At 43.1% G+C, this 15,984-nt stretch carries 1 protein-coding gene; it reads right to left on the bottom strand.

All coding sequences use genetic code 11. The features are described 5' to 3' along the window. Positions 1–15,548 (bottom strand): choice-of-anchor Q domain-containing protein (locus LVD51_RS19530; RefSeq protein ID WP_236973063.1); only part of this gene is annotated, 15,548 nt, incomplete at its 3' end. Positions 15,549–15,984: the final 436 nt, after the last annotated feature.

The raw sequence follows: 15,984 nt of genomic DNA, 5'->3' as shown, positions 1-15,984 counted from the left end.
ATTATATTTATCGGATCCTCACTCAATTCAACCAGCCCTTGTAAAAATCCATATCCCAACTGTTTCTGACTCAAACTGGACAATAGTTCATCCATATAGTCGCCCGAAACAATATCGCCTATGGTTATTTCTGCACCTGACGCTTTTTTCAATATTACACATTCCAAATATTCTTCGAATACTTCTTCGCCCTGGGCTGATGCATTCTCCATCCCCGCTATAATGACGGCGGCGGGCAATTCATAAGTCAAGCCTTTCAGTTTGGCATAAGGCAATTCGTAGTCATGCAAGCCAACCGGCTGTTTCCATGCAGCATATCGCTTCAAGCTCTCGCCTTCATTCGATACCGCTTCTATCTCACAATAGCTACTGTCTTCAGCCGTCACTACAAAGGATTCTGGAGTCAACTTAGGCAATCGGAATACCACGATGGTATCGGTCAACAAATAAAGACTTCCCGATTTATCGAAGACTTCCCAGGTTCGGAAAATCACCTTGGCGGTATCACTCTCTCGCTCACAATCAACAGGCATGACCCAATCAGGCTGCACTTGAGGACTGTATGATTCCCCAGTACAAGCGTTGAAAACACTAGGTATATGGTCAGAAGGATCGGGAATATTCCAACAATATACATTGATCTTTCCTTCAGATATATTAGAACCTGAATTGATTCTTTGAGAAGAACTAGCTCGCGGAGCTATTACGCTATTCATTTCGTCTATATCTGGAGAATTTTGCCATGCCGATATAAAACTTAAGGGTACTGGACCGTTGTCCAGAATAATTTTTGATTGACAAAATCGGGGCTCGCAGCCCGGTATCTGACTGCGAATAGTCACTGTAAATATTTGACCTCGATCTTCATAAGTTAACACATTTTCGGCCAGATAAGCCCCATATTCATTTTGAACAGTGATCTCAATGTAAGGAAGTAAAGCAGGATGAAGGGGCTGAGTCAAAATCACATCCGGTGTAATGTCTACCGAACATCCGGATCCCATGCCTAGATTCACCGTACTTTGGCAGTTAATAGTTGGACAGTCTATAAGACAAACTAATACTTGAGTGCAACTAGAATCTACGTTGCCACAAAGATCTTCAGCTAGGTATTGGATAAATATTGTATCGTCCTCAACAGAGACCGTTTCAAAGCCTACAGAATCAATCCTTGTCGTAATTTTCAAGCTATCTGCTGGACTGCAGTTATCCACATATGATGGCGACTTCATAGGTAAAGGTTGACCGATGGCACAATTAATAAAGGAAATTGGAGGACAGCTTAATGGCTGAGGAGGAATTGTATCTCCGACAATTATGATCTGTACATCAGAGCTACTATTATTGCATTTATCGATAGCTGTATATTTTCGAAAAATAGTATCTATACAGCCACTAGTTGAATATATATCTTCGTAAAACAAGGTATCTAGATTGCATTCATCGATCACCAGATTAGAAGCTAGACCAATGGTATCACTTATACAAACTAAAATCAGAGTATCCTTTAAATTTTGAAAAATTGGCCCAGTAGTGTCTTGCACTTCGATGATTTGGTCACAGAAATTACGACCGCCACAATCATCTTGGGCAATGAAGGTACGGACAATAGTTTGTACGACCGGACAATGATTTATTACTGTGGGGCCGGGGGAAGCAAAAGCCGCCAAGAAAGTTTGGGTTGGCTCCAAAATATCAAATTCTCCAGTTTTCAAGTTATATTTCCCGAAATAATTATCACCTGAGGGCAGGGTTTTTAGATTGCCATATATAGCAGTACCTTTTGTAGTAGTGACAAATTCCGCATCCCCGGTTCCCGCCACATCTATGGGATTTACCCCATCGTTTATAGGAGTCACCAATTCAATGGTTTGTCCAGAGCTCAAATCAATGCGATAAATAGCATCAGTCGCGGCATCCAATACGAAGGCATTGCCCGCTGGGTCGATGGTCAGCCAGACTGCTTCAGTGATATCACTGTTAACGCCTATCAATGAAACCGCATGGGTTACCAGATCAATTTTGTAAAGATTCATCGTGCCAAATGGAGGAGCGATACCATAAAGAATAGCTGTAGTGGGATCTTCATCCATACCATAGAAGCGATCATTGATCGACAATATCGGAGTTAGCCCTCCTGTGGTCGTATCGACGGTATATAGATGGTCATTGGCACTTATGTAGTATTTCCCGTTGATAAATTCTCCACCAGAGAGAGATTCGACATTGACATCGATATCGGCGATAATGGTTTGTTCTCCGGTATTTACATTTATCCTCACCAAACTATCACTCGAAGAATTAGAGGAAATAATTCCGTATCCATAAGTCGCCATTTTTCCTGGATAGGTTTCTGTATAGACATGGCTAATGGCGGCATCAACACTGCAATTCCCCATTACCACGGGTAGTCCTAGGGTAGCTACTGACGTATCGCTGCCACAATCAACGGTCGTATCAACAGGACACTGCATTTCAGGAATAGGATTGAAGACGATTATCCTTTGCGAATCACTATCCATGTTGCCACAATCATCGGTAGCGGTAAAGGTGCGCAGGATTTCGAATTGGGCATTACAGTTGTAGGTGTACAAGGTATCGTCAGAAAAAGTTGTAGTGGTTTGCGTACAATCATCCAAAGTAATCCCTCCATCGCTTACCGTCAGTGACCATGAATTGAAACGCCTATGGCCAGTTGGTGTGGAAAAATTACTGTGAACAGCAATGATCCAATCTCCACTAATACTTTCTCCGTTGAATCTGGATAAAGGATTTTCAGGTTGAAAATCTCCCTGTTTTTCCGGTGATGCAACACTGCATTGATTTACGTAATCGTCAAATCCATTGTCTGCACGATCATACAAGCGGACATCAATATCGGACTGCGGACAATCAGGGGCAGAATTCAAGTCCTCAATAAGGTCAACAGTAGTACCAGAAGGACTTGTGAGCGAAACTTTGACGACTCTTGGTTCCGGATGACTGACATCCAATCCTAATAATACATTTTGAACCAAAACTCCTGTTGCTGCATTCAGAGTGATGGTGTCCAAAATGGTTTTTACATTGTACTGAGGCAAATTTTCATTGACTTCTTTGATGACGGTGGTATTATAACCCGTAGGCTGATAGATCATTTCATCACATGAAACGTAAAAATCAGTTGGACTGACGATTTTAGGCCCTAAAGTATCTATCAATACAATACGACTTACAAAACTGGAGTCAATATTGCCCGCGCAATCGGAGGCAAAAAATTTACGCAAAATAATTCCGACCGTATCATTGTTGCAAGTCCCATCCAATCCCATAAAACGATCGCTATAAGTAATCATCAAATCTGAATTACAGGCCGTTGCATCGGTATATGTAGGTCTACCCAATGTCATTGTATCTAGGGCGGTGATGCAGGAAACCGATGTGTCTCGGGGATAAGAAGCTTCTAATAAAACCGGTGCAATGGTATCCACCATATTGATGATCTGTACGCAAGTGTCAACATTATTACATCCATCGGCGGCAATAATGGTTCTACGTATGGTTCCAAGACTACCACCACAGCCAGTCAGTCCAGAGGAATCGCTCTCTATGGTTATAGTTGCCTCAGAACAATCATCATAAAATATGGGTAAACTTTCCGTGATAAAAGTGATCGACCATGAAACTAGATTGGCAGACATCGGTCCGTCATTTTCAAAATACAAAAGCCAAGTACCATTTACGCTATCACCAGCGAAAACATCGAAGTCGTTGTACGGCTTGTAAAACCCCGGGCCCTTTGCGGGGTTATTTGCATTGCATTCATTATCAAAATCAGTATAAGTCGCCACCGCTGTATCTGTAAATGTGGCCACAATATTACTGCCATTACAAACAGCCCCATCAAAGTAAATGGCGCCTTTAGAGCTACCAGAAGGACTGATAAGATTTATGTATAAATCATTGACATTATCAGTATTGATCTCCACACTTAACTCTACTCGAACCAAGACATCTTCGATACCAGAGACCGGTAGCTCAAAAATTTGGGTATTATCTTCTAACACTTCGCCGATGTCGTTGCTCGATACGGTAATCGATTGTTCTGTGGTAGTACCACATTGAATGGTATCATCTACTGGACATATAAGGATGGGAGGTATTGTATCTAGAATCGTAATAATCTGTGTATCCGGCACACTCATATTTTGACTATAATCCACCGCTGTAAATATCCTAATAATGGTATCGGTACATATATTATCGATTTTTATATCCCTATATTCAATAGTATCTATACCACAACTGTCTATTCCCTCAGCTGTAGCCATACCTGTGACTTGAGTAGTGGTCATTTGATCGCAATAGACCATTATATCTTCAGGAGCTGATACCGTTGGTGGTATGACATCTATAGCTCGAACCTGAGCTACACAAGTATCTATGGAGCCATCGCAATTGGTTTTGGCCAATAATACAGAGATAGGACTACTCTGGGCATCGCAGAAAACAGTATCCGTTGATAGAGTTATGGTTTCTGAGACCGCATAGTTATAGATAATGCGAACGAAGCCGGTATCGGCATTGGCGGCCGGTATGAATATGGGATATTCACCATTATTAAAAGAAGTTCCTGCCATACCTGGAGCTGCATTATTTCCTCTAACAGCATCTCCTCCAGTGGCTCCTCCGCCACCGCCTCCTATTCGAAGACTGCGATTTGTTGAAACTCCGCCGCCACCGCCAAATCCACCTCTATTGCCCGGTATAGATCCATTGATGGCCGACGATCCACCAAGAGGTCCGCCGCCATCCTGCATAGCAGAACCACCTCCACCACCGCCAACATTGGAATTTCCACCCGACCCTGAAGGTCCAGCCTGTAATGTTGTGCTATTTACACCGTTAATTCCTAAAAAACCGCCGCCTCCACCACCGGCAATAACCATAATATTGGAGGAAATAAAATCGGAAAAACCCACACTACCGCGAGCGACAAAGGAAGCTCCTCCACCTCCACCACCATCCACATTGGCAGCACCATCAACTCCAGCACCTGCCACAATAATCTGAATGACATCACCGGTTGTTACAGAAAAATGACCTCCTACTACAGCACCATTCCCTCCTATCGACGACAGCCTAGAACCTCTCCCTCCTCTACCTCCAGCAGCTTCAATGTACACACTGGTCACCCCTGAGGGAATGGTCAGGGATTGCAAACCACCAGTATAAGAAAACACCGTATCAAAACTCTGTGGATCAATAAATTGCTCAGGTGTGAGTACTGCCATCCCAGCAGTATCTAATTGTACGTAAACATCGCGACAGATAAGGGTATCATTGGGGCAATCTACATATTCAATAGCACCCATATCGATCTGATTTTGTAAAATTCGATCATTGTTGTTTAGATCCAGTCCCGGACCACCGAAACCATGGTAAGCCGAACTATCTCCCATATCGATAGCCGGAGAAGATGGCAACAGCCGCAGATCCCCTGTGCAAGTCGGCAAATTTAAAAGATCGACATCTGTCACAAACATAGGATCCTCGTCTATATTATTCCCCCCATTAATACCAATACTATTGACCCAACTTCCACTACCGCCCGAATGGGCAATGATGCTGTATTCACATATAGAATTAGAACCAGAAGAATTGTCGATAGAAGCGGCTGGAGTATTTGTCACCCCATTGATGGCATTATTCCAGACAATGCAATTAATAAGGGTAGATATACCACCGAAACCATTCCATATACCGCCACCGCTATCATCTATCACATTATTTCCTGTAATCGTAACATTGATTAATTGAGGTCTTGCATCATCATTATACATTCCCCCACCATAGTCCTTGGTCTCATTTCCACTGATAATAGCATTGGTTATGATAGGATTGCCTTCATCTATATAGATTCCCCCACCATTATCTCCCGCACTATTGCCACATATAACCATATTTGTAATTATTGCATCGCTGGATTTCAATTCTAGCCCTCCACCATCGTCACTGGCAATATTGTTGTAAAAATAAACATCAGTCATGACTGGGTTGGGATTGTACAAGCTCAATCCTCCACCGTCAACTCCTGAAGTATTTTCATTAAATGTAATATTAGTAAATGTGGGTTGGCTGGTATATACGCCATACATCCCTCCTCCGTTACTTCGCGCAGTGTTGTTGGTAAATAAAATATTTCTAAGATTTAAATCACTATCATCCATATACATCCCTCCGCCCTTGCCATTGCGCTGAACGCCGCTATCTGAATTCCCGTCGGCTATGATAAATCCATCAATGACTGTAGTATCTGTTAAATGATACGCGTATAACACAGTGTAACTATTATCGCTGGAAGAAGACTTGTTTTGAATATTTCCACTCAAAATAGTCTTATTCGTTTCCCAATTCCTATCCGTGAATAAAGTATCTCCCTTGGACACGTCGAAGCCTCCCAACATAACTACATCATTGAGCAATTCAAAAGAGATTGAGCGATCGCTCACAGAAGTCGGATAATAACTTCCTTTACTTACAAAAATCGTATCGACATCACATTCATAGTGGAGTGCATCCTGTAAGTCGGTAAAGGCATCTGCCCACGAAAGACCAGTATTCTCTCCCATAGCTGCTGAATCCACGTAAATTACTGCACCGGCAAATGGATTGCAAGGCTCAGCTGGAACCTCGTGAGCACCGATATCGATAATGGATGTCCCATTATAATCACCGTCTACAAAACGAATATTCCCAACCAGATCTAGAGAATCCTCCAGTCCAAAATATAAGTTGTTGTCTCCCATATCAATGACGGGAGAAGATAGAGAAAAAGTGATTTTGCCACTGTAATTGGGCTCAGCACTATCCTCAATTGCATCAATCTCTGGATCGGCATTTAGTTTTGTAGACAGATCACAGGCCGTATTCGCAGGGCAAGGACCGTCTATCATGCTAGAACTGACGGACAAAGTAGCTGGTGACAAAATCGGTAGACTTTGTCCTATGTCATCGCTTTCTCCATTGGAACTACTGCTGTTATTGTCATAAAAAAGTGAATTGCGTACATCAATCTGAACATCACCACCGATAAGTTCCTCAGCTAAAATTCCACCGCCTGCCAGACCAAAATTTTCCACAAAACTACTATTGGTTACTGTTACTGAAGCCAAATAGCCACTCCCGCCAACAGTGTAAATTCCGCCACCTGAATTCGCTGTGTTCTGTATAAATAGAGCATCGGATATGGCCAACTCTATCACACCTCCCAAGGCACTGTTGTAAACAGCACCCCCGGAATATCCTCCATTTTCCACAAATACCACGTCGTTGAGAAAGGCCCCTCCAGCATCATCATCTGTAGCTAGATTGGCCAGGCCACCACCACCGACACTGGCAAAGTTATTCTGAAAAATAATATTACTTATTATGGGAAAGGATCCTCCACCTTCGCCGTTGGCAATATTCAACCAACCCCCGCCAATAGCTTCGGCCTCGCCGGGACCATCAGCTACTCCATCGCGGATAATAAATCCATCCACTCGACTAGAGTTGGAAACATTTTCCGTTCGAACCACGTGATAACTATTTGTGGAATCTGTAATTTTTCCAGACAATATGGTGCGATGGATAATATGGTCGCGTTCCGATCCACCGCCATTTGGAAACCCTCCAAAAACTATCGCATTATCGGGAATCACAAATGAAATCTTTCTATCAGGTGACAAAATCATTTCTTCACCGCTACACTCATCTATTACCGTATCTGTAGCTGCAGGATAATAGGTTCCAGCTGCCACAAATACAGTGTCGACATCATTGCAGGTTAAGGTCAATAATCCATCCTGAAGGTCGGTAAAAGCATTGGCCCAACTGCTGCCATTGTTGTCTCCTGTGGCGGATGAATCCACATATACTATCGAACCAGCAAACGGCATACATATGGAAGTGGATTGCTCGTGTGCACCAATATCGATGATGACTGAGGCATCGCCATCCCCATCGGTTATGCGATCCTTTCCGCCCACATCAATGGATGGTCCAGAATACAGAAGGTTGCTGCCCATATCGATGATAGAGGACGTTGTTTCGTAATACACCCTACCCATTTTCGAATCAATTTCTACTATTTCAGGGTCGGCATTGGTTTGAGTATTGAGGTCACATTGGGCATCGACCGGACAATGTCCACTAAATAGACTATATTTAACAACAGCCGGTGGAGTGATGCCAAGTGGTGGTCCAGTTACTGGTACTATTTCTATGTCTTCATTGGTGAAATCATTGTCTACAAATAGCGAATTTACTACCTCTACACTGGTGGTAGCGCCGTCAATAGCTTCATATGCAATGGCTCCTCCTTTCACCAAAGCATCGTTGCCTATAAAGGTGGAATTTTTTACATCTAGCTCTGAAATGCTTGCAGAAGCCAGACCTCCCATAAAGATAGCTCCACCGGAATATAAGGTAGTATTATCGATAAATACTCCATTCGTAATTTGAATTCGTGAAGAAGTACCGCTAAAGTTATTGGCAAAAATAGCTCCGCCTTGAGAATTGGCCCGATTAAGACTAAAGGAAACATTGGTCAATCCAGGTTCTGCCACCCCATCGTTAAGTGAAACAGAGGCAAAACCACCACCGCTCAACTGCGCAAAATTTTCAACAAAATATACATTGCTCAATTGAGGTGAAGAAATCTCTCCAACGCCATCGGCAATGTTTAACCACCCACCACCGTATTCGCTCAAACTAGAAGACGCATTGCGCGCAAAACCATTGCGTATGAAAAAGCCATCCATTGAGGTAGTAGAAGATACATTTTCAGTAGTTACGACGTGGAGAGAGTATATTGTGTCTACAGCGCTTCCCGATATCAAACCACTTAATACAGTAGGATTGCAAATCGGGTTTCTGGACACCAGAGTTGTATCCATTGTCAGAGTATTGAATCCTCCGAAGAGGACAACTCCATTGGGAATTTGAAAAGTAGCTGTCAAATCATCGGAATCCACACCATCTAATTGATCGGGATAATAGGTGCCCTTACTGACATAGATAGTATCAAAATCACAAGGAAACATAAGTGCATCTTGTAATGTAGTGAAGGCATTGTCCCAACTCAATCCATCAGCCAATCCTGTAGCCGCACTGTCAACATACAATGCGAGATTTACCAGGTCGGAGCAACCCACTTGTTCAAATGCCCCCATATCAATACTTCCTCCTAGGAACCTATTTACATTATCCAAATCACCTGTGGGAAATGTACCTACTAAATATTCGGTGTCACTTCCCATGCTGATGGCTGGAGATGTAATCTTAAGACGCAGGTCACCTATTGCATTGGGAGCAGTACTGGGATCAGCGTTTTCGATAAACTCCGGAAAAGTATCTTGATTATATCCCCCATCTATTACATTGATGCCAAACATCCAATCACTGCTACCGCCACTATTGTCTACCATGCTATTGACAACGGTTACCGTATTATTTAAACAGACTATGGAAGAAGATACTAGGTCGGTATTCCCCCCATTGTCGCTATTGTTCCAAATAATGGAATTGGCAATGATGGTATTGGTATTATTACTTAAAAATCCGCCGCCATCACCCCCGCCGTCATTGCCACTGAAAGTGGAGTTAATAATTCGAGAATTACCCCCACCATTTAATAGGTGTATACCCCCAGCATCCCCTGCAGCTGCATTGCCCTGGATCACACTATTGACTATGGTTAGTCTGGTTCCATTTCCCGAAAATCCTCCTCCAATGAGATTCGAATAATTATTTCTGATAATTGAATTGTACATTATAGGGACACTACTCTGCGCATATATCCCACCGCCATTACTATTGGACTGATTGCCCTCTACCAATACATTATTAAAAGTGGGAAAGCTGGTGTTCATGAAAATTCCCCCACCTACATTATAGGGAAAGCTGTTGAGGTCGGCATTGCCCCCTTTTATCTGTATTCCATCGATGTAGGCTTCATTGACATCGGTGATTGTCATTACGTTATAACTGTTATCTGTGATTCCAACTCCTCCGATTTCTCCCGACAAAATGGTCGGATTATCCATCCAGTCACGTCCTAGCAAACTAGCCCCTCCACTTGGAAATCCACCCAACAATACCAATTGTTCTGGGATGTCAAAAGACAATGTCCTATCCATTGTACCTCCATCGGGATAATAACTTCCTTCAGCAACAAAAACCGTATCAATGAGACAGTCATAATTAAGGGCATCTTGGAGATCTGCAAAGGCTGTAGCCCAACTCAATCCATCACCACTCATCGCTACCGACTGGTCCACATATAGATTTTTCCTAGAAAGACCGCATGTATTTTCATATGCACCCATATCCACTATTCCATCAATTGTGCGATTCATTTCAGCTAAATCGTAGTCTGGAGCAGTCATTGGATACAAGGTATTATCTCCCATATTGACACCAGGCGAGCCTGGTTGCAATCCGAATTCACCACTTGCAGATGGAGCTGTACCCGGTGGCAAATCTTGAATAAATAATGGATCTTCATCCAACACAAGCCCATCAAAAGTGATGCTGGGATCTGCAAAAGCCCAAGTCCCACTGCCTCCAGAATTGTCTACTATACTGTTTTCTATTGCAATTCCACCAGAAGTTGTTATTGAATTGAAGAGAGAGGCAGAAGTATGGGAATTAATTCCAGAGGCTGAATTGTTCCACACAATGGAGTTGTCAAGATTTACCACTGAAGCTTCTATACCAATGGCTCCACCATTGGATCCTGCAGAGTTTCCAGAAAAGGTACTGTTGACTATATTTACTGAAGCATTTCCGCCAAACAGATATAGCCCCCCACCAATATTATTAGCAATATTTCCAGAGAACTGAACATTGACCAAAAGGGGTGGGCCATTGGTAGTATTATCCAATCGCATACCACCGCCATCATCATTTGAAGTATTATTTCGAATGACGACATTTTCCAATCTAGGTCTACTACTTGTGCCGATATTTATACCACCACCACTGTTGGCAAAGTTATTTTCTACGATGCAATTTCTTATCGTCGCCATGGCTTGCTGGGATATGTCAATACCACCACCTCTATTGAATCCCAGTCCCCCATTGGCATAGCCATCTCGCAAAACAAAACCGTCAACCAAGGTTTCGTCACTGATATTTTCCATTGTCATCACGTGGATGCTGTTGTCTGTTTCATCTATGGGACTACCTATGTTTCCACTCAGAATGGTTGGATAAGCTTCCCAGTTTCGACTGATCAAAGTACTGTCTCCAGTGGTAGTATTGAATCCCCCCAGCAAGACCACACCATCTGGTACTGCAAAGTAGGTGTTGCGATCGATTCCATCGGTGGGGAAGTAAGTTCCGGCACTTACGTAGATGGAATCAAATGGACAGGGATACAAAAGTGCATCCTGCAAATCCACAAAAGCAGTGGCCCAGCTCATGCCATCACCCCCTGGAGGAGCTTGTCCATCGACATACAATACAGGTATAACTGTTCCAGGACAAAATACGGTTGATACTTCATAAGGGCCCATGTCAATGTCCATGTTCTGAATCCGGTCTACATCTGCCAAGTCGACAACCCCTCCATGGTAGAGCATACTGTCCCCCATGTCGATAGCCGGAGAAATATTTTGTAAGGAATAATCACCCTCAATTGTCGGTGCGCTGCTATGATCCATTGGAGCTACAAATTCGGGGTTGATATCTTTATTCCCCCCATTATCCACACCGATTTCAATTCCCACCCAGTTGCCACCAATATCATGAGAATTTTCTATTATACTATTGCTGATCATCGGTCTATCATCCGAATTGCTTTCATTGTATATGGAGGCTGAGGTAGAACCATCTGTCATACTTTCCTCATTATAAAAGATAATACTGTTGTGGATGACGGGGTCGGAGTCGGCAAAATTATAAATACCTCCACCATCATTAATCGCCATACCTCCAGAATTCATTATACCTGTTCCTGCCCTATTTCCACTAATGGTTACATTGGTCAATACTGGGCTACTGTTGTAATTGGCCATTCCCCCACCGTCTATCTCCGATGTGTTTCCCGCAATGAGTACGTTGGTAAATGTTGAATTACTCTCCAAATTATTAATAACCCCTCCTCCTGATCTATCGGCGGTATTCCCTTGCACCATACTATTCCCCACCTCAGGACTACTCATATGGTTGTATATTCCACCCCCTGACAATGCTGAATTCATAATTATACTGACATTCAATAGACTGGGATTACTGTTTTCCAAATTGGCTATTCCTCCCCCATCGCGTGCGGTATTGCCAACCAATGTGATTTTGGTCATGGTTGGGCTACTGCTGTTGACATTGGCTATTCCGCCCCCATCTCGAGCAGAGATGTTGTTGGTAATATAGAGGTCGTTCAATATGGGATGACTATTATCTAGTAAGATACCACCCCCTCTATTGCGATCATCGTCGTCGAGATTCCCCAAGTCAGCACGACCGTCGGAAATGATGAAGCCGTCTAGGACCGTATTACTGTCAGTGTCGTAAAAGGTAAGGACGTGATAACTATTATCACCGGCATTTCCGATTTGTCCACTCAGTATGGTATTATAAATTTGCGGAGATCGGTCGGCAAAAGTAGTTGCACCTATCTCCACGTTGAACCCACCTAATACTACCTTGCCACTGGGTATATTGAAACTAGAGTCGCGAATCCCAGTACCTCCATCAGCATAGTAAGTTCCACGGTTTACAAAAATGGAATCGTAGTTACAGTTATAGGACAGTGCTTCTTGCAATGTTGTAAATGCATCCATCCAATTCAATCCTGTCCCCTGTCCAACAGCTTCTGCATCCACATAGAGGACGCTAACGTCATGACAGGTCAACACCTCATATGCTCCCATCTCAATGTCGCTTTCTACAATGCGAGCCATACTGTCTAAATCAATATTTGGTCCACCAGCCGACTGATATGCCATCGTACTACCCATATTTATCGCAGGAGAAGTAATGTGTAAGCTCAGATCTCCATCGATTGAAGGGGGCACAGAAGGATTTTGCATAAACTGTGGATCCATTCCAAATTTATTCCCCCCTCCAGAACAGTTGGCATTCGTTGGGCATAGGCCTTGGTCAAAAAGTGTAAAGGAAATGTTGGTTGTATTGGAAGGGCTGGTATAGATGGACGGAGATGACATAGCAGTATTCCCAAAAAATATTGTATTGGCAATATTTATTATACTATTGCTATTGAAAAAATCTCGATGAAAAATACCCCCTCCTTCCAGACTGGCATTATTAAAAGCGAAAGTAGTGTTTACAATACTCATATTTGCCTCTAATCCAGAAATTCCTCCACCGTTTTGGCTTGCCATATTACCGCTAAACTCATTGTTGATAATCACTACCTCTGTTTGATAATTATATAAGCCTCCACCCTCTATCCCTGTATTGCCTCTAAATGAGCAGTTAATCATTGCGACCAGACCTGAGCCCTCACTTAGATTTAAACCTCCACCGACATTGCCAGCTTTATTATTCCAGAAACTGACGAAATACATCGAAGGGCTGGCATTTGTATTGTTGTTCATCCCTCCTCCATTCGAAGTGGCTACATTGTTTGTAAACAGTATGTTAGACAATTTAGGCGAACCGCTATTATACCACCCTGCACCATTACTTTTACCTGAGGATATATCATTGGCCATACCGTCACGTATAATAAATCCATCTATTACAGTGGCCGAAGACACGGTGTCTACTGTGGTTACCACGTGATAACTGTTGTCCAAGCTATCGGCTACATCCCCGATATTGCCACTTAAAACAGTAGGATATGCCTCCCAGTCGCGCTGTGATAGGTTGATGATTCCATTTTGTGCATCAAAACCACCTAAGACGACGACTCCATCGGGAATACCAAAAGTATGGTCACGCGCTCCAGTTCCTGCTCCACTATTGCTTCCATCAGGATAGTAAGTACCTCGACTTACATAGATGGAATCGTAGCCACAATACTGTAATGCGTCTTGAAGGTCGGTAAAGGCATTCGCCCAAGTCCTACCATTATTTAAACCCGTAGCCATGGCATCTACATACAAGACTCGATGATGTATACATTCATCTGGAAATTCATATACTCCCATATCCACTTCCCCACCTTGGATTCTGTGGACACTGTCCAAATCAGTAATCACATTATTGGGCAATAAAATTCCATCCCCCATATCGATGGCCGGTGAATTAATCGTCAGATGAAAATCCCCCCCAGTCGATGGTGCCAGTGCTGGGTTGAGTTGGGAAACAAATAGGGGATTGGCATCCTTATTTCCCCCTTGGTCAATTCCCCCAGAAATATTGCAAGTAATAGTACAGCCTGAATTCTCTATTGTACTATTGGAATAATTTAGTTCCGAAACACTGCCTACGGTAACATTAAATACTGATTCCGATACCGTTCCGGGATCACCCTCTGCTGCATTATTCCAGATTATAGAGTTGTGTACATTTAATATCGATCGACCGTTGGGACCGCCGCCATTGAAAATACCACCGCCTTCGTTAACTGCCCTATTGCCGGAAAAAGTATTATTGATCAAAGTGAAGCGACTGCCATTTACCGCAGACAGTCCACCTCCATTTCCACTCCCCATTGTACTGAGACTGCTGGCATAATTGCCGCTAAATAGTACATTGGTCAGCACTCCCATACTGCCCGAACAAGACATTCCTCCTCCACTGGCGTTCGATACATTTCCGCGATATTCGACATTAGTAAAAATGGCATATTGGGTATTTATCAAGTCTACCGCCCCACCACCTTCTCGCGCAGTATTTCCAATAAATCGAGTATCGATTACCGTAACACTATCTGATACAATGCTAGAATAAAAAGCCCCTCCGGTTTCATCGGTTGTATTGTTTTCAAAAATAGAATTGGTCACAGTAACATAGCTAAATGATCCAGTGGACTTAGTGACAAATAGACCACCCCCTTCAAACAAAGCATAATTATCGGACACCACAAGGTTGCGCAACAGAACATTGCCTCCACTTATATACAACGCCCCTCCTTTACTGCTACTCTCTAAACTGCCAAATTCAGTAATATCTGCATATCCGTCACGAATCACAAACCCATCTAAAACCAAATCGCCATTGAATGTACGCACTACAGAAACCGAATTGTCGGTAACTGTTCCCGAAGCGTTGATATCACCACTGAGAATGGTCGGGTAAAGGGTTGGATTGCGATGGGCAAGATGTGTGATTCCATTGTCTACGCTAAATCCTCCCAACATCACTATGTCGTTCTGGATAAAAAATGATATTCCTCTATCCATAGTCGCAGTGGGATAATAAGTTCCCTCATCTACAAAGATGGTATCGCCATCACTAACTATGGCCAAAGCTTCTTGTAAATCATCAAATGCATTGCCCCAGCTACTACCGTCATTCCCTCCCCCAATAACGTCGGCATCCACATAGATTTTTTGCGCCCGAAGAGGGAGGGCAAAAATCAAATAAATTATCATTAATGGGTAGAAACTTTTCATAGGGTTTGGGATTAAAGACAAATACATTTTTCACAGTTCGATGAAGTAGTCACCGAAGTAAAATAGTAGCTGTAAAGATAGAAGATGGCTATACCACATATCGGACACATTATGCCAGAAATCAGACATTTGGCGAAGATGACCGAATGAAGTTGCTCAATGGAGCAACCAAATGCCCTTAATGGGCATTTGATGAGGGAACCGGAGCCACTGTGCTCCGGCGTGACTGCCCTATAAATCGTCAGGTTTTTAGCCACTGTTCTCCGGCTTGGTATTAATGAAAATTCAAGATATTCATTATTGTTCTATGGCGAGAATCCACCGTAAATCTACAGCGAATTTCATGTATTCTCGTCGCAGCACAGTGGCTGCGACTTCACTCGCCCTGGCTTCCCCACCCACGACACAGTGGTCGTGGCTCCTTCATCAGATGAAC

Origin of the sequence: Membranihabitans marinus, from assembly GCF_021729155.1 — a bacterium.
Taxonomy (GTDB): domain Bacteria; phylum Bacteroidota; class Bacteroidia; order Chitinophagales; family Saprospiraceae; genus Membranihabitans; species Membranihabitans marinus.
Note: the sequence above shows the minus strand (reverse complement) of the source record. Positions and strands in the feature narration are given on the sequence as shown.